Annotated in this window: 11 protein-coding genes; 8 read left to right on the top strand and 3 right to left on the bottom strand. The window is 69.5% G+C overall.

Annotated elements, in window-relative coordinates:
• Positions 1-9 precede the first annotated feature (9 nt).
• Positions 10-1,368, bottom strand: coding sequence for a M14 family zinc carboxypeptidase (locus VFK57_25765; protein HET7699153.1), 1,359 nt, complete (start codon positions 1,366-1,368; stop codon positions 10-12).
• A 39-nt stretch (positions 1,369-1,407) separates the two neighbouring features.
• Here VFK57_25765 and VFK57_25760 point away from each other — a divergent pair, with 39 nt between their 5' ends.
• Positions 1,408-2,214, top strand: a complete 807-nt coding sequence (locus tag VFK57_25760) for a hypothetical protein (protein ID HET7699152.1) — start codon at positions 1,408-1,410, stop codon at positions 2,212-2,214.
• A 53-nt stretch (positions 2,215-2,267) separates the two neighbouring features.
• On the opposite strand, the gene VFK57_25755 is transcribed toward VFK57_25760, so the two are convergent.
• The gene (locus tag VFK57_25755; protein HET7699151.1) at positions 2,268-3,554 is read right to left on the bottom strand and encodes an APC family permease; all 1,287 of its coding nucleotides are present in this window, start codon (positions 3,552-3,554) and stop codon (positions 2,268-2,270) included.
• 68 nt (positions 3,555-3,622) lie between these two features.
• Between VFK57_25755 and VFK57_25750 the strand changes: the two genes are divergently transcribed.
• Together VFK57_25750 and VFK57_25745 are read left to right on the top strand one after the other, a co-directional pair.
• Positions 3,623-4,753 (top strand): aromatic ring-hydroxylating dioxygenase subunit alpha, encoded by a 1,131-nt coding sequence (locus VFK57_25750; GenBank protein ID HET7699150.1) that lies wholly within the window; start codon positions 3,623-3,625, stop codon positions 4,751-4,753.
• A gap of 30 nt (positions 4,754-4,783) precedes the next feature.
• The gene (locus VFK57_25745; protein HET7699149.1) at positions 4,784-6,292 is read left to right on the top strand and encodes a hypothetical protein; all 1,509 of its coding nucleotides are present in this window, start codon (positions 4,784-4,786) and stop codon (positions 6,290-6,292) included.
• Between the two features lie 16 nt (positions 6,293-6,308).
• Here VFK57_25745 and VFK57_25740 read toward each other — a convergent pair whose 3' ends face one another.
• A complete protein-coding gene (locus VFK57_25740; protein ID HET7699148.1) occupies positions 6,309-7,508 on the bottom strand; it encodes an aminomethyltransferase family protein in 1,200 nt (399 codons plus the stop codon).
• Positions 7,509-7,753: 245 nt separating this feature from the next.
• Here VFK57_25740 and VFK57_25735 point away from each other — a divergent pair, with 245 nt between their 5' ends.
• Genes VFK57_25735 through VFK57_25715 form a run of 5 tightly spaced genes read left to right on the top strand, consistent with a single transcriptional unit; the run spans position 7,754 to position 17,367 of the window.
• Positions 7,754-9,343 carry an NAD(P)/FAD-dependent oxidoreductase gene (locus VFK57_25735; GenBank protein ID HET7699147.1) on the top strand — a complete coding sequence of 530 codons (1,590 nt, stop codon included), beginning with the start codon at positions 7,754-7,756 and terminating at the stop codon, positions 9,341-9,343.
• Positions 9,343-10,935: an NAD(P)/FAD-dependent oxidoreductase gene (locus VFK57_25730; GenBank protein HET7699146.1), complete on the top strand. Its 1,593-nt coding sequence runs from the start codon at positions 9,343-9,345 to the stop codon at positions 10,933-10,935. Before VFK57_25735 ends, VFK57_25730 begins: the two co-directional genes overlap by 1 nt.
• A 12-nt stretch (positions 10,936-10,947) precedes the next feature.
• Entirely contained in the window at positions 10,948-13,440 is a 2,493-nt protein-coding gene (locus tag VFK57_25725; GenBank protein ID HET7699145.1) for a hypothetical protein, read from the top strand.
• Entirely contained in the window at positions 13,437-14,588 is a 1,152-nt protein-coding gene (locus VFK57_25720) for a VWA domain-containing protein (GenBank protein ID HET7699144.1), read from the top strand. Before VFK57_25725 ends, VFK57_25720 begins: the two co-directional genes overlap by 4 nt.
• Before the next feature lie 10 nt (positions 14,589-14,598).
• Positions 14,599-17,367: a VWA domain-containing protein gene (locus tag VFK57_25715; GenBank protein ID HET7699143.1), complete on the top strand. Its 2,769-nt coding sequence runs from the start codon at positions 14,599-14,601 to the stop codon at positions 17,365-17,367.
• The last annotated feature ends 14 nt before the right edge of the window (positions 17,368-17,381 follow it).

The following is a 17,381-nucleotide window of genomic DNA, read 5'->3' as shown; positions in this document are numbered from 1 at the left end:
ACCGCTCCTTCAGTACTTGAGGATGGTGTCGACCACGTAGCGTGACGCGGGCTTCGACGGATCGTTCAGCGAGCGCAGCAGGACGATCTCCGCGGATTGTCCCGGAACGATGATGCGCGGCGACGGCGCCTTGGAGAAGTCCGGAAGGTCGACCTCCTGCCCCTCCGTCATCTCCGGATCCCAGAGAGGCGCGGCGACGAGCCCGCGGGCATCGATGGTGCGCAGCGCGCCGTAGGTTCGCAGGTCTCCGAGGTCGCCGATGTTCGCCTGCACCTGGATGCGGCGCTGTCCGTCCACCGGGCGGACGCGGCGATTCGCGGCGATGCCGATATCCGCCGTGAACGGCGGCACGCCGCTGCCGGCGACGACCGTCGCCTGCCGCACGAGCACGTAGAACATCCGCGATTCGTTGAATGGCAGCTCTTCGTAGCGCTTCGGGTTGGCGCGTTCGACGCTGCCCGTGGCAAGCGCGTCGAGCGCCGACAGGATCGCGACGAAGTTCATCCGGACCAGCGGTGGATCCGGCTCGGCGGACGGGAACGGACCGGTCTCGATCAGCACCACGGGCGTGCCCCAGAGCGTGAGATTGTCGCCGAAGGCGCGCACCTCGAACTCGTCGTCATAGCGGCCGATCTGCCCCGACGCGAACGGTTCCAGGGCATCGCGGATGACCGCGCAGAGCTTCTTCGTGAGCCGGCGGCCCGCGTTCTCCGAGCGCGGCTTGTCGTATGCCACCGACAGCAGGGAGATCGACGCGGGCTTGGGCGGATCGCCCACCGACGTGCCCCATCCCTGGTTGTGCAGGTTGAAGCCGACTTTCGGATTGAAACGATCCCGAACCGCCTTCAGGACGCGCCCTTCGGGCGTCTGCAGGCCGAGGGCGTCGCGGTTGATGTCGATGCCCTGCGCGTTGCGCCGCTGGAACCGCTCCGCGCCGTCCGGATTCAGCATCGGGACGACGTAGAGGGTCAGGGACGACAGGATCCGCCGGACCGCGGGGTCGGTCCGGTGGCGCTGGAAGTATTCGAACACGTCGAACAGCGCCGCCGTCGCCGTCGGTTCGTCGCCGTGCATCTGCGACCAGAGCAGCACGCGATACGGGCCGGTGCCGACGGTCACGAGATTGATGGAGCGTCCTTCGAGCGACGACCCGGCGCGCTCGAGAATGAAGCGCGGGTCGGACCGGGCCAGCGCGGTGAGGCGGCGCTCTACGTCGGCATGATCGAGCAGCGGCGGCACGGGGGGAGAAACGCGTTCGGCGTCCCAGATCGCCGCCAGATCCTGCGGTGAAATCGGCGTGGCGCGTTGAGCCGCGGTCGTGAGCACCGAAAGAACCACGATCGCCGCCGTCCCAAACGTCCGAAGCATGACTCCTCCACGGCTCACTGGCGGTCATTATCTGCGAGAATGACGCGTGAGGACACGGTGTTCAGCCCGCCATCGGCGACTGCGTTCGACGCGCTCACGTCGCTGACGTCCGCGGGGGTCTACATGATCGTCGCGCTGGCGGCGCTGGCGCAGGCCCCTCATGACGCGCGCGTCCGCGTGTTCTTCGCGGTCGCGCTCGCCGGCATCGCCCCGTACTGGATCACCGCGCAGATCTGGGTCTGGGGATGGCCCAAGGCGTTGAGCAAAGGGGCGGTGGTGTTCGTCGTGCTGTCGCTGATGATGGGCAGCGTGGCGCTGTTCCACTTCACGCAGGTCTTTCCCTGGCGGCGGCCGTGGATCAAGGCCTACGGCTCCCGTCTCTGGGCCGCCTATGTCGTCATTCCGGCGCTCACCGCGCTGGTTGCGTTCATCACGCCGAGCTTTACCCGCGGCGGATCCGGAGGGTTCGGCGCGGTGTCGCCGGGGCTGACGGTGCTGCTGCTGCTCGCCGCCGTCGGGTCTGCGATGACGATCGTCGTCGCGCTCGGCATCATCGTGCCATTTGCCGGCCTGTTGTCGCTCTACAAGAGCTTCCTGGTGGCGCGCACGCGCGGCATCGAGTCGGCGCGCCGGACCACCCTGCTGATGCTCGTGAGCCAGCTTGGCGGCGGCGCGCTGACGATTCTCGTGGTGCCGCTGATGCGTCTGATGACGCCGTCGGGCCCGCTGGTGACGATCGCCTCAGGCCTCCTGTTCGCCTGCGCGATGCTCATGCCGCTCGCGTTTGCGATCGGGGTCTGGCGGCTGCACGTGCTCGAGCTCGACATCGACGCGCTGCCTCAGTAACGCAGCCGTACGAGCGTCGGCGCGCCCGCGGCAGGAGTCCGGCGGGGTCGACCTCATCGTCTTCTCCCGGACAGGATCGCAACGACGAACAGCACGGCCCCGGCGACGATGGCAAACGCGCCGGCGCGCAACTGCGCCGGCGTGGCGCCGAACAGAATGGCCAGGGCAATCAGGATGGCGAGCACCGGGATGACCGGTCCGAGGGGGAGCCGCATCTGCGGCTCCGCCACCACGCCGGCGAAGCGCGGCGTTCGCAGGCGCAGCGCCGCGGCGCAGGTCGCGACGTAGACGATCAACCGGCTCACCGCGCTGGCCTGCGCCATGGTCACGAACGACCCGGTGGTGGCGAGGATCAGCGAGACCGCGGACGTGAACACGATTGCGACCACCGGCGTGCCGAACCGGTCGCTGACGCGCGCGAAGATGCCCGGGATGTCGCCGTGCTCGGCCAGCGCGAAGAGACTGCGCGAGCCGGAGAGCGCCTGTCCCATGTTGTTGCCCAGCGTCGACAGTACGGCTCCGAGCGTGATCACCGCCGCGCCGGTCGCCCCCATCATCAGCGCCGAGGCGTCGGCGAGCGGGGTCTTGGAGTCCGGCAGCGACGGCAGCACGCCGAGCGCGACGACCTGGGCCAGCGTCAGCACGATGGTGACGACGACCAGCGTCATGATCAAGGCGAACGGCACCATCCGCCGCGGATCCTTGGCCTCCCCGGCGGGGACGGGGATCACTTCGTAGCCGCCGAACGCGAAGATCAACAGGAGCGCGCTGCGCGACAACTCGCTCGACGAGGGCAGCCCGTGCAGCTCGAATCCGCCTGGTCCCAGCTGTGTCAGGCCGACGGCGATGAACAGGGCGAGCGGCACGAGCTTGCCGATGGTCAGCGCGTTCACGACCCACGCGCTCTGACGGATGCCGACGATGTTGATCGACGCGAGCGCGACGATGATGGCGGTGAGCAGCGCGGTTCGCATCGCGCCGGCGGTGACCGCGGGCCAGTAGAATCCGAGCGAGGCGACGAGCACGTTGATCACCGACGCCCAGCTCGTGGCCCTGGTGAACCACTGCATCCAGCCGACTTCGAACGCGGCGAAACGTCCGAACGCGGCTTTGGTGTAGAGATATGGTCCGCCGGTGGAGTCGAAGCGGCTGCTGACTTCGGCAAAGGTCGCGGCGATCAGCAGCGAGGCGAGGCCGACGGCGACGATGAGGAACGGGCTCCACCCGCCGACGATCGCGGCAAGCGCCGCCGGCATCGCGAATACCGCGCCGCCGATGACCTGGTTGACGCCGATCGCGGTCAGGTCCCAGCGTCCCAGCTCGCGGCGAAGTTGGCTCACCTCGAAGTCTTGTATCATATTCTCCCCGAGGGGCTTCGCCCCTCGCGGATCTCGTCGTCAGGGCTGCCATGGAACACGTCGTCGTCAAACCCCGCGACAACATGCCGGAGGGCGCGTCCACGCTGCCGGCGAAGTACTACACCGATGCGTCATACCTTGCCGCGGAGCTCGACGGCCTGTTCGGCAGGATGTGGTTCCACGCGGGACGTTCGGAAGAAGTCGCCAGGGCGGGGCAATATTCCATCCGCGAGTTGAACGGCTACAACATCGTCGTGACGCGCAACGCGCACGGCGAGGTGCGTGCGTTTCACAACGTCTGCCGCCACCGCGGCACGCGGCTCTGCCCCGAGACCGCGGGACAGTTCCCCGGCAGCATCCAGTGCCCGTACCATGCCTGGACCTACGATCTCGACGGCGCGCTGATCGGCGCGCCGCACATGAACGAGGTGCCGCACTTCCGGCGTGCCGACTATCCGCTGCTGCAGGTGCATGCCGCGGAGTGGGACGGCCATGTCTTCCTGAACCTGTCCGCCGATCCCGCGCCGCTCGCCGACCAGCTCGGGCCGCTGATCGCGAAGTTCCGCAGCTGGAACATGGGCGAGCTGCGCCGCGGCCACCGCATCGTCTACGACGTGAAGGCGAACTGGAAGCTGATCATCCAGAACTACAACGAGTGCCTGCACTGCCCGAACCTGCACCCGGCGCTCAACAAGCTGTCCCACTATCTGAGCGGAGAGAACGAGCCGTTGCGACCCACTTACATGGGGGGCGTGATGGATCTGCAGCCGGGTGTCGAGACCCTGTCGATGGACGGGACCTGCCCGCGCGCGATTCTGCCCGGCCTGTCAGCCGAGGACGCGCGGCGGGTGTACTACTACTGCATCTTTCCGAACATGATGCTCAGCCTGCATCCGGATTACATGCTGACGCACACGCTGTGGCCGATCGCGCCCGATCGGACCATCAACGTGTGCGAGTGGCACTTCCAGCCGTCCGAGCTGGCGCGCCCCGGTTTCGATCCCGCCGATTGCGTGGAGTTCTGGGACATGACGAACAAGCAGGACTGGTACGTCTGCGAGCTGTCGCAGGCGGGCATCAGCTCACCTGCGTACATCCCCGGCCCGTATTCGAACCGCGAGGATCTGCTCTACGCATTCGATCGCTTCATCGTGGAGTTCCATAGCGGCGCCGGCCGCTGAAACAGCGGCCTCGGACGCGCGGAGGCATGCATGAGCGCAGTCCGTCATCGATACTGCTTTCTGTCGTGGTGCATCCTTCTGTGCCTCGGCAGCGCGGTCTACTCGGCCGCCCGGGCGCCGGTCATCTGGAACGATCGCCAGCTCGATGACTGGGCAACGCCGGTTGCCGCACTCAAGGTGCGCCCCTCCCATTACAGCCGATCCGAGTACTACGCGATTGCCGGCGACAACCTCCGTACCTATCCCGTCTACCGGCCCGATCGAGAGCCACCGGGATACTGGGAGGCGCTTCAGAAGAAGAAGCCGGAGCCGCTGGTGGATGCGGCCGCCATCCGCTCGACGAAGGACTGGATTGCCGCCGGCGGGCGCGCGTTCAGGGACCTCGACGATCCACTGAGCCGGACCGATGATCCCGCGCTGATCGCCCGCGCCCGCGATCCCGTCACTTTCGCCAACGTGCCCGGCCTCGCCGACGGCACCGTCTTTCAGCCGCGTTGGGTCGTCACCGATCGCGGCCTGATGCTCAGCAACCTGGCGTGCGCAACGTGCCATCGCCGAGTGAATGCCGACCGCACGATCGACTATGCAGGACCGCTGGCGCCGGTTCCCGACGGGTTCGGCGCGATTGGCGCCGATGGCGCCTTTCGTCTCAATGCTGTCGCCTCGCAGCGCGCGTTCGGGGGGGAGAGTTTCGGCGCGACCGTTCGGCGCCTGTTCGAGACGCCGTGGGATCCGGATCCGAGACTGCAGGCTCTGGCCGCGCTGTCGCGCCAGGAAGCCGCGGCATCGTTCGGCAACCGCCAGGGCGTGATCCCCAGGCCCAACGGCCATCCCTGGCACGGCGCGCGTGTGCCGGACCTGCACGTGCTGCGCTACAGCCGCTACATCGACGCCACCGGCACGCACCGCCTTCGCGGACCGGAAGACGTCGCCCGCTACGCGGCGCTGATCACCGGCGCCGACCCGATGGACTTCGGCTCGCATCGCATGCTCAGCGATGAGCAGCGTCGAATGAAGACCCGCTTTGCGGACGAGGTGTTATACGCCATTGGCGTGTACCTGCTGTCGCTCGAGCCTGCGAGGAATCCGAACCTCCCGCCTGCGGATCTCGTCAAGCGCGGCGAGCAGGTGTTTCGGCGGGAGAAGTGCGGCGCGTGCCATCCGCCGCCGAACTACACGACCGGCGAGCTGACGCCGGCGCTCGGATACACGGTTCCGCTCGATCATCCCAATTTCAGCGACGTGCGGGATCGGAGCGTGGGCACCGACCCCGGCCTCGCGCTGCGCACGCGGAAGGGCACCGGCTTCTACAAGATCCCCTCATTGCGGGGGGTGTGGAGCCGCCCTCGGCTGCTCCACGACGCGTCCATTCTCACGCTCGAAGAGCTGTTCGATCCGGCGCGTCTCGAACCGGACTACGAGCGAAAGGGGTGGAGCCCTCCGGGGATGACGACCGGTGCGGTCCCGGGCCTGGAATTTCTCACGACACTGAGCGCCGAGGACAAGCAAGCGTTGATCGCGTTCCTGCGAACGCTGTGAACGCTCCGAACGCGCATTACGCCGGTGGTGTCGCGGTCTTCCGCGCCGGGTTGAAGAACGGCGTCTTCACCACCTTCGCGGTCACGCGGTGACGAACCGCCTCCACGGTGATCTCGAACTGCAGCTCCGTGCCAGGCGCATGGTGCGGACGATCGACGGTGGCGAGCGCGATCATGCGCTTCAGCGTGGGTGACCAGGTCGTCGACGTCGCTTTCCCGACCTGGCGGCCGTTGCGATACACCGGGACGGCGGCGCGGGACGCGGTTGCCGCGACGGCGGGCGCCAGGCCGGCCGCGTCATACAGCTTCTCGACTTCGTTCCAGTCGATCTCCAGACCGACGACCTGGCGGTCGGCGCCGCGGCGATGCTCGTCGCGCAGCGCGCGCTGGCCGATGAACCGCCCCTTGTCGAGGCTCACCAGCTTCCCCATCCCGAGCTCGAACGGGCTGTAGGCCTGGGACGCGATCATCGCCTTGCGGCTGCTGAAGAAATCCACTTCGATCAGCAGCAGCCCGGCTTCTATGCGCGCGACGTCGAGCGCCAGCATCCCCGCGGGTTTGATGTCGAACGGCCGTCCGCCCTCCATCAGCGCGTCGAACACCGCTATCGCGCGGTTCGCCGGCATCCAGATCTCGTACCCGAGATCGCCCGTGTAGCCCGTGCGCGAGATGTCGACGTCGACTCCCGCGATCGTGCCGCTGGTGACGCGGAAGTACTTGAGCCTGTCGATGTCCGCGTTCGCCACCGCGCGCAGCAGGCGCGCCGACGTCGGACCCTGCAGGGCGAGCGCCGCGACTTCCTCGGAGATATCGTCGATGCGCACGTCCATGCCGGCCGCGTTCAGCGTGAACCAGCGCAGGCTCGGGTCGGCGGCGGTCCAGCGGAACGTCTGCTCCGCCAGCCGCGACACCGTGCCGTCGTCAATCACCTTGCCGTGCTCGTCGCACCACGGCGTGTAATACACCTGACCGACCGCCATCCTGGCGACGTCGCGCGTGATCAGCCGATCGACCAGCTTCGCCGCGTCGCGCCCCGTGATCATGTACTTGAACAGCGGCGAGACGTCGATCAGCGCCGCCGCGTTGCGGATGGCGTTGTACTCGTGCTCGTGATGGCTCTCGTAGGCGCTGACCGTGTAATAACCGGACCACTCGCGATAGTTCAGGCTTTCGCAGAGGGCGAGTGTGCGCTCGTGAACGGGTGTTCCGATCGGCATGCCCGCATTGTAGTCCGGCCACCGGAGCGACACCCGCCGACCGAGCGCGCACCCTCGCCGCCGCCGCCGCAATCGGATAGTATGCCGCTGTGCGGCCGGCCGCTCGTCTCCTCGCGCTGCTCCTGGGCAACCAGACCCGGTCTGCCGGGTTGTCGTAGTCCCGCTAACCGCTCTGCGCCTTCCGAACCTCGAACCTCGGATCTCGAACCTCGAACCTCGGACATCGAACCTCGGACATCGATCGCATGAGCACCACCTACGACGTCATCGTGATCGGCGGCGGACACAACGGACTGGTCAACGCGGCCTATCTCGCGCGCGCCGGGCGCAAGGTCCTCGTGCTCGAGCGGCGGCACGTGCTCGGCGGCGCCGCCGTCACCGAAGAGATCCACCCGGGCTTCAGGTACTCGGTCTGCTCCTACGTCGTCTCGCTGCTGCGCCCCGAGATCATTCGCGATCTGGACCTGCCGCGACACGGGCTGGAGATCCTGCCGCTCGACGGCACCTTCACGCCGATGCCGGGGGGCAACTACCTGTGGCGCGTGAACGACCACGCCAGGACCCGCCGCGAGGTCGCGCGCCACTCGAAACTCGACGCCGAGGCATACGAGGAATACGGCAAGGCGATGGTCGAGATGGGACGGTTCGTCAAGCCGATCCTCAACATGACCCCGCCGGATCCGACGTCGCTCGACCCGCGCGGGCTGATGGATCTCCTGTCGCTCGGCAGGCGCTTCCAGTCGCTCTCCGATCAGGACAAGTACAACCAGGTCCAGCTCATGACGATGAGCGCGGTCGACTTTCTCGATCAGTGGTTCGAGACCGACGTGCTCAAGGCGACGATGTCGGCGTCGGGGATCATCGGCACGTTCCTCGGCGTGCGCTCGCCGGGTACCGCGTACGTGCTGCTCCACCACTACATGGGAGAGATCGACGGCGCCTTCCGCTCCTGGGGCTTGTCGCGCGGCGGCACCGGCGCGATCTCGAATGCGATCGCCTCCGCCGCCCGCGAGGCAGGGGCCGAGATTCGCGCCGAAACGCCGGTCTCGAAGATTCTCGTCAAGGACGGCGCGGCGGTCGGCGTCGTGCTGGAAAACGGCGACTACTTCACCGCCAACGTGGTCTCGTCGAGTCTCGATCCGCGGCAGACGTTCTCCAGGATGGTGGGGGAGGAGCACCTGCCGGCGGAGTTCGTCGAGGACGTGCGCCGCTACAAGTTCCGCGGTTCATCGGGAAAAGTGAACCTCTCGCTCGACGCGCTGCCCGACTTTACGAGCATGCCCGGGCCGGGCCCGCACCTGCGCGGCGCCGTCTCGATCTCGCCGAGCGTCGACTACATGGAGCGCGCCTACGACGAGGCGAAGTACGGGCGGTACTCGCGGCGGCCGTACATCGACATGGTGATCCCGAGTCTCACCGACCCGTCCGTCGCGCCGCCGGGCAAACACGTGATGTCGTGCTTCGTGCAGTACGCGCCGTACCACCTGAAGGAAGAGGGCGGCTGGGACGCGCATCGCGAGGCCTTCGGCGACACGGTGATCGACACGATCGCCGAGTACGCGCCCAACATCAAGGACATCATCCTGCACCGCCAGGTCCTGACGCCGCTCGACATCGAGCGCGACTTCGGCTTGTCCGAAGGCAACATCTTCCAGGGAGAGCTGACGCTCGAGCAGCTCTTCTTCCTGCGTCCCGCCCCCGGCTGGGCGCAGTACAAGACGCCGATCCGCAACCTCTATATGTGCGGGTCCGCAACCCACCCCGGCGGCGGCATCATGGGAGCGCCGGGGCGCAACGCGGCGCTCCGCATCCTGAAAGAGACGGGACGGAAGTGATGACGCACGACACGGTCATCATCGGCGCCGGTCACAACGCCCTCACTGCCGCGTACTATCTCGCCCGCGGCGGACGCAGGCCGCTGGTCCTCGAGCGGCGTCACGTGGTCGGCGGCTGCGCGACGAGCGAAGAGTTCGCGCCGGGATACCGCGCCGCGACGCTGGCCCACACCATCGGTCCGCTGCGGCCGTCGATCGCCGCCGACATGCAGCTCGAGCGGCGCGGCGTCAGGTTCGTGCGTCCCGATCCCCGGATCGTGGCGCCGTCGGGCGACGGCAGGACGTTGGTGTTCTCGACCGACCCCAGCCGCACCGCCGAAGCGATCCGGCCGTTCTCCGCGAAGGACGCCGCCAGATACGCCGACTTCTGCGGCGCGCTGTCCCGCGCGGGCGCGTTCCTCGGCGGACTGCTCGACATGACGCCGCCGTCCATCGACGCGCCGTCCAGGGCGGAGCTGTGGGAGCTGCTGAAGGCCGGCCGGCGATTCCGCGCCCTCGGCAGGAAGGATTCGTTTTCGCTGCTGCGCTGGGGACCGATGGCGGTCGCGGATCTCGTCGCCGAATGGTTCGAGACCGACCTGCTTCAGGCCGTCGTCGCCGCCAGGGCCATTCACGGCGCCGCGATGGGGCCATGGTCGGCGGGCACAGGCGCACTCCTGCTGCTCGCCGCCGCGTTCGACCGCGCGCCCGGCGGAAGCAGCGTCACGGTGGCGGGCGGGCCCGGCGCGCTGACGCGCGCGATGGCGGACGCCGCGCGTGAGGCCGGCGCCGAAATCCGCACCGGCGCCGGGGTCCGCGAGATCGTCGTGAAGGACGGCGCGGCGGCCGCCGTCGTGCTCGACGACGGCACCACGATCGCGGCGAAGACGATCGTGTCGGGCGCCGATCCCCGGCGAACGTTCCTGACGTTGATCGATCCCGTGGAGCTCGAGCCCGTCTTCATGACGCGCATCAGGAACTATCGCGTGCCCGGAACCGTGGCGAAGGTCAACGTCGCCTTGCGCGCGCTGCCCGCGTTCACCGGGCTGGCTGGCGATCCCGCCGTCACCCTGCAGGGACGGGTGCACATCGGGCCGGGCATCGACTACCTCGAGAAGGCGTTCGATGCGTCGAAGTACGGCGAGTCGTCCACCGCGCCGTTCCTCGACGTCACGTTCCCGTCGATTCACGATCCCAGCATGGCCCCGGCGGGGCGGCACGTCATGTCGGTGCACGTGCAATACGCGCCGTACAGACTGCGTTCGGGATCGTGGGCGGCGCTCGAGGACGCGCTCGCCGCCACCGTGCTGAGCACCCTCGAGCGGTACGCCCCCGGCGTGACGTCGCTGGCCGAGCACCGCCAGGTGATCACACCGCTCGCGCTCGAGCAGGAATTTGGCCTCACGGGCGGGCACATTCATCACGGCGAGCTGGCGCTCGATCAACTCTTCACGATGCGGCCGACGCTCGGCTGGGCCAGTTACCGCACGCCGATCGACGGCCTGTTCCTCTGCGGATCGGGGACGCATCCGGGCGGCGGCCTCACCGGCGCGCCCGGACGCAACGCCGCCCGCGAGGTCCTGAAGTCCGCCCCGCGAACCGCGCGCGCATAGAATAGCGGCCTCATGCCGCGGCCCCTCGCACTCGCCACGCTGGTCGTGTGTTGCGTGGCGCCGGGCGCCTTCGGCGGCGAGTCGCCGATCGGCAGTATGCGCCTGCCGCTGCCCGCGGCGGAGCTGGCCGCCGCCCTCGGCATCCAGCGTGTCGACCCATCGACGCTCCCGGTCGACATCGTTCGCCTCGCCTTTGCCTCGCCCGATCAGGCGAGCCCGCCGGAAACGGCCGCGCGCGCGAAGCTCACGCAAGCGCTGTCCCGGCGCGGCGCGGGCGACCTGGTTCCGCTGCCGCTCTCGCCGCAGCTCTGGCGCGACCACATCCTCGGCGGGGACGTCCGCGACGAAGAACTCGCGGCGCGGATCTTCTCGCGCCGCACCACCGCGCTTCTGTACCACGGGCTGCTCGGCGTCGACCGCGAGACGCTCGCCTGGATCGAGAAGCATCCGGCCGTCGTTCGATCGCTCGCGGCGAACGCCGGAGCCGCGGCGGTGTTCGCCGGATCGATTCGAATACGCAGCGGCGCGATCGAAACGCCTGGTGACGATGCGCGCGAGGTGTGGCGCGGAATCGTCGGCGCGGATCCGGCGCAGTCCGCGGCATTCATCAGCCGCCTGTTCTCGGCCGACGGCGGCGCCCTGGCGGCGTTCTACCACACCATCGTGCGGCTGGATCCGGCGCGCCAGGCCTTTGCGATCGGCCGGCGCGGCGAGCCGCGGCGGGTGGAACTCGCGACCGCCGTGCTCGACGCCTCGAACGCTCCCGGAGCGGCGTGGAGCAGCGAACGGCCGTTCGTGCGCCCGGACGTCGATCTGCTGCTTCTCCTGCGAACGATCGCGGTCGACGAGCGCGGCGCCGCACGCCCGCCGGCGTCCGGCGCGCTGTGGTCGAGCGTGTTCGGCCAGGGCTCAGGCGGCCGCGGCCCGGTCGACGCGGCGTGGCTGGCGCGGCACGTGTTCGGCGGCGCGCCGGGAAGCGCGCGGCGCCGGCTCGAAGCCATCCGGTTCGCGCAGCAGACGTTCGGGAGCACGCCGGCGGCCAGCGAGGATCTCGCGGTCGTGCTGCGTGAGCACTCCAGGTTCCCGATGTTGATGAGAGTCCTCGAGACGTTCGGCGAACGGGAACCCGCCGCCTACGCCGCGGCGGCTCGATCGGCCGGCGCGCTGGACGGCGACACAGTGGCGATGACGGTGTTTCAGTCGTCGCTGGCGATCGTGGACCAGGCGCGGCGGTCGCGAACGATCGACGACCGCGAGGCGCGGACGCTCGGACGATCGCTGGTCCAGGCGGCTGCGCAGCGCGACCGCCGCGGTGCGATGGCAGCGTGGGTCGGCGACGCGCTCGTCCCAGCGCTGCGGCGGGCCGCCGGCGACGCCGCCGGCAACGTCCGCGATGCGGAGCGCGACGTTCTCGCAGGACTCGCCGGCCGCGCCGGCGTGCCGCCGATCGCGGTCAGGTGGGAGGACGCGGAGTACGTCGCCGACGTCGCCCCGGCGGAATTGCGGCGGCTCACGCGCATCCGGCGGCGCCAGGGGGAGATACCGCTCGACGCGGCGCTCGCGCGGGCGCGGAAAGGAGATGCGCAGCCGCTGGCCGCCAGCCTGTCCGCGTTGGTATACGCCTGCGCGCTCGGCGACGCGGACGGGGCGCCGGTGAACGCCGGTGCAGTCTGGCGGCGCCACCGCTTCAGCGGCAGCATCGCCGGCGACGGCGGCTTGCCGACCCCGTGGCGTCTGGCCAGCGAAGTGTTCGGCGCGGACGGCTGGCATCTCGCCGGATCGCTGCTGCGGCTCGATCTCGCGCTGGCGCCGCTCGCGCTGCGCCGCCTCGATACGACGGAGATGCCGTCGCCGTCGCAGGTCAGCGCGAGCGATCGGCGGACGCTGGCGGCGACGATCGCATTGATCGAGCCGCAGCGGCTCACCGATGCCGACCGCGACGCAATCGCGGCGGCGCTCGCGCGCGGGGGCGAGCGGATCGGGCGGCTGCCGGGCGCGCCTGACGATCTCGAACGGATCGCGCAGGACGCGGCGCTGTCCGGCTGGCGGCGGAACGCCATCGCATGGCTGCTGACCAGCGACCCGCAGCGCGTCGCCGGTGCGTTCACGCTGCTGGAGCAGCTGCGCCTCGGCGCGGGAGCCGGCGCGGACGCCTGGGGCGCATCATCGTTCCCGCTCGACGGCTGTCTGTGCGTGCGGTGGCCGGGGGCGGTGCCGTGGGAGGACTACGCCGGACGGCCGTCGACCGGGCAGCTCGGCACGCAGTTTCCGGACGTGATGCTGCGCACCGCGGCGGTGCTGGCGAAGCACCAGCTGCCCGCCCTGCTCGCGAGGGACGTGGCGGCGTACGCGATGCAGGACGTCCTCGATCGCGCGCGCACCGCGTACTTCGACGATTGGCTGCCGGTGGCGCTCGCGGTGCGGGAGCTGCCCGAGGATCGGTTCATCGACTACGTGGCCGCGCTGACCGTTGCAGGGCCGCTGACGCCGAGAGGCGCGCGGTGATCCGGCCGTTCGCCGTGGCCGCCGCGGCTGTCGCCGCGCTGGCGATCGGCGCCGGCGCGCAGCAGAGCGCGACGATCACCTCGCCTCTCGACGGCGGGTATCTGACCGGCCCGGTCCGCCTCACGATTGCGTTCGAGCCGCTCGACCTCGCCGCCAGGGTGAAGCAGGTCCGGTGGTTCGCCGACGGGCGTCTGGTGTGCACCGCTGAAGCGCCGCCGTTTGCCTGCGACTGGGACGCCGGCAGCCGGATCGAGGAGCACGTCATCCGCGCGGTTGCGGTGCTCGCCGGCGGATCGCAGCTGGTCGCCAGCGCCCGCACCAAAGGCGTCGAGTTCGCCGAAACGGTCGACGTGGACGTCGTCCAGGTCACCGCCGTCGTCACGGATGCGAGCGGCCGCTTCGTGACCGGGCTGCAGGCGGCGGACTTCCGCGTCTACGAAGACGACCGGCCGCAGCGGCTTACGACGTTCCAGGTCGAGAACATTCCGCTGGAGCTGGTCGCGGCGATCGACGTGAGCTCCAGCATGACGGAGGCGCTGCCGGGCGTGAAGCGCCACGCCACGCGATTCCTGTCGCAATTGCGCGGCACCGATCAGGTGACGGTGCTCGGGTTCAACGACAGCATCTTCACCCTGGCCCGCCGCTCGACGGATCGCGCCGTGCGCGAGCGCGCGGTCGCGCGGCTCGCCCCGTTCGGCGGCACGGCGCTGTACGACGTCGTCATCCACGCCTTCGACCTGCTCGGCCGCCAGGCCGGCCGGCGCTCGCTGCTGGTGTTCAGCGATGGCGAGGATCAGTCGAGCCGCGCGTCGATGGCGGCGGTGCTGCAGCGCGCCGAGGCTTCGGACGCGACCGTCTACATGATCGGCCAGGGGCGGGCACTCCGGGCGCCGGCGCTGCAGCAGTTGATGCGGAAACTCGCCGAGGGCAGCGGCGGACGGGCTTTTTTCTCCGGCAACGACGCGCGGTTGGAGGCGATCTTCGAGGAGATCGTTCAGGATCTGCGGCATCAGTATCTGCTCGGCTACCCTGCGCCGGACCACGCGCGCGACGGCGAGTGGCACCGGATTCGGGTCGAGGTCCCGGGGCGCGACTACGCGGTGCGGGCCCGCCTCGGTTACCGGATCGCCCGCTCCGATCCAAAGTAGACTCACCGCCATGAAGGGCCTCGCCGTCCTCGCCGCCGCGCTGCTTCTCGCATCGGCGCCGGGGCAGGACCCACAGCAGCCGCCGCGCACGACCTTCCGGTCGTCGGTCGATCTGGTCCCCGTGGACGTCAGCGTCATCGATCGCAACGGCCGGCCCGTGCCCGATCTGAACGCCAGCGACTTCACGCTGGAAGTCGATGGCAAGCCGCGGCGCATCGCCTCCGCGCAGTTCATCGCGGTCGAGCGCGCGGCCGCGGAGGCGCCGCCCGCGCCGCGCGAGTTCGACTCGAACAGCGGCGCGAGCGGCGGCCGGCTGTTCGTGCTGGTGATCGACACCGGCAACATCTCGGCCGGCGGCGGCAGGCCCGCGATCGAAGCGGCGAAGCGTTTCGTGGGGCGTCTCAACCGATCGGATCGCGTCGCACTGGTCACGATTCCCGGCGCCGACGCGCAGATCGACTTCACCGCCCATCACGCCCTGGTGCAGACCCTGCTGGAGCGCGTCGTCGGGCAGGCGACGGAGCGCTCGGGTCCGCAGCGCGTCGGCGTCGCCGAGGCGCTGGCGTTCCAGCGCGGCGATCAGATGACGACATCCTCCGTCGTGGATCGGGAGTGTTCGACCGACCTGATGTCGATCACCCGGGAATCGTGCCTGCAGTTGCTGTCCAACGAGGCCGAACAGCTGTTGTCGATCTCGCGCGAGCGCACGCGCAATTCGATGACCGCGCTGCGCTATCTGTTCGAGCGCCTCGCCACCAGCGACACGCCGAAGACGATCGTGTTCATCTCGGAAGGACTGCTCATCGATCGCGAGATTGCGGACATCAGCTGGGTGGGGCCGCGCGCGTCGGCAGCGCACGTCGCGCTGTACGTGCTGCAGGTGGAGCCGCCCGAGATGGACGCCTCCTCGAGCCGCACCTCGCCGTCCCGCGGGGCGGACCGCGAGATCCTCCGCCGCGGCCTCGATCAGCTCGCCGGCATGGCGCGCGGCGACGTCTTCCGTGTCGTGGCGAACGCCGACTTCGCGTTCCAGCGGCTGGCGCTCGAACTGTCGGGATACTACCTTCTCAGCTTCGAGCCCGAGCCCGGCGACCGCGACGGCCGGCCGCACCGGATCAGGATCGACGTCCGCCGCGGCGATCTGCTGCTGCGCTCGCGGCGCGAGTTCAGCGTCGGCGCGACGGCAGCGAAGTCGTCCGGCGATCTCGTGCTCGACACGCTGCGCGCTCCGCTCCTGGCCGGCGACATCCCGATGAAGGCGACCACCTACACCTTCCGGGACACGGAATCCTCGCGGCTGAAGGTGATCCTCGTCACCGACATCGACCGGTCGCTCAACGCCGACGGCGCGCTGGCGCTGGGCTACATGATGTTCGACGACAAGGGCAAGCTCGTCACCAGCCAGCTCGAGCCGGCGCTGCAGAACCCGATCGATCCGCGATCGAAGATCCAGAAGTACATCGGCGCCGCAATCGCCCCTCCCGGCACCTACACGTTGAAGATCGCGGTCGTCGACGCGAACGGCAAGCGCGGCAGCGTCGAGCGAACGCTGGTCGCCAGGATCAATGCCTTCGGCCAGCTGCACGCCACGGATCTGTTGATCGCGGACAACACCGTCCGCGGAACGGACGGTCTGCCTCCCGCCGTCGCCGCCGACTTCACCGGTGACGAGCTGCACGCGTATCTCGAGCTGTTCTCGGAGGTGCCCGAGCAACTGCGCTCGGCGACGGTCGTCATGGAAGTCGCGCCGAACGAGGGGTCGCGCGCGCTCGACAGCACCGCGGCGCGCCTGCAGCAGACGCCGGAAGCCAATCGCCGCGCCGCCGAGGCGGGCGTGCCAATCGGACTGCTTCCGCCCGGGGAGTACGTCGCGCGCGCCGTGGTCTCGGTCGGCGGCCGGAGGGTCGGGCAGGTCGTCCGGCCCTTCCGCATCGCGCGCGCCGCGCGCACGCTGACGGCGCCGGGGGCGACGAACGCGCCGCTGCCCGCGTCCACGACCATCGCGTTCTCGTCGCGAATCGAGAACTTCGACAAGGCAGCGGTGCTCACGCCGCAAGTGCTCGGATTCTTCCTCGACCGGCTGAGCGCCACCGCGGCGGCGAGCGCGGCGGCGGTGAAGCCGGCGCTGGCCAGCGTCCGCGCGGGGCGGTTCGACGAGGCGATGACGTCGCTGGAGCGGGCGGGCGACGATCAGCTCGCGGCCGTCTTCCTGAAGGGGATCGTGCTCCTGCACCGCGGCGATCTCAATGGCGCGCTGGTCAGGTTCCGCGAGGCGCTCCGCCTCGACTCCGAGTTCTATTCGGCGGCGTTCTACCTCGGCGCCTGCTACGCCGCCGGCGGACGCGATCGGGAGGCGGCGGGCGCGTGGCAGACGTCGCTGATCACCGAATCGAGCGCGCCGTTCATCTTCACCCTGCTCGGCGACGCGCTGCTGCGGATGCGCGACGTCGATCAGGCGATCGACATTCTCACCGAGGCGCGATCGCTCTGGCCCGCGAACGACGACGTCGCGCTGCGCCTCGGCACCGCGCTGGTGATGGCGAACCAGCCCGGCGAAGCGGTGAAGGTACTGGAGCCGTACCTCGCAACCCATCCGGCGGATCACGAGCGTCTGCTGCTCGTGCTGCGCGCGCTCTACGAAGCGCGAAGCTCCGGCAAAACGCTCGCCACAGCGGACGGCGACACCGCCCTGTTCAATCGCTACGCCGACGCCTATGCCGCGGCGAAGGGGCCGCAGCAGGCGCTGGTCGATCAGTGGCGCAGATTCATGCAGAAGTGAGCAGTCCTGGAAAC

It is taken from the genome of Vicinamibacterales bacterium, assembly GCA_035699745.1.
GTDB lineage: Bacteria > Acidobacteriota > Vicinamibacteria > Vicinamibacterales > 2-12-FULL-66-21 > JAICSD01.
This window is presented reverse-complemented; position numbering and strand designations above follow the sequence as displayed.

Bases quoted from the DNA above. Each gene is read 5' to 3' on its own strand.
- VFK57_25765 (HET7699153.1), bottom strand. From the start codon at position 1,368: ATGCTTCGGACGTTTGGGACGGCGGCGATCGTGGTTCTTTCGGTGCTC.
- VFK57_25715 (HET7699143.1), top strand. From the start codon at position 14,599: ATGAAGGGCCTCGCCGTCCTCGCCGCCGCGCTGCTTCTCGCATCGGCG.
- VFK57_25750 (HET7699150.1), top strand. From the start codon at position 3,623: ATGGAACACGTCGTCGTCAAACCCCGCGACAACATGCCGGAGGGCGCG.
- VFK57_25740 (HET7699148.1), bottom strand. From the start codon at position 7,508: ATGCCGATCGGAACACCCGTTCACGAGCGCACACTCGCCCTCTGCGAA.
- VFK57_25730 (HET7699146.1), top strand. From the start codon at position 9,343: ATGACGCACGACACGGTCATCATCGGCGCCGGTCACAACGCCCTCACT.
- VFK57_25760 (HET7699152.1), top strand. From the start codon at position 1,408: ATGACGCGTGAGGACACGGTGTTCAGCCCGCCATCGGCGACTGCGTTC.
- VFK57_25725 (HET7699145.1), top strand. From the start codon at position 10,948: ATGCCGCGGCCCCTCGCACTCGCCACGCTGGTCGTGTGTTGCGTGGCG.
- VFK57_25745 (HET7699149.1), top strand. From the start codon at position 4,784: ATGAGCGCAGTCCGTCATCGATACTGCTTTCTGTCGTGGTGCATCCTT.
- VFK57_25735 (HET7699147.1), top strand. From the start codon at position 7,754: ATGAGCACCACCTACGACGTCATCGTGATCGGCGGCGGACACAACGGA.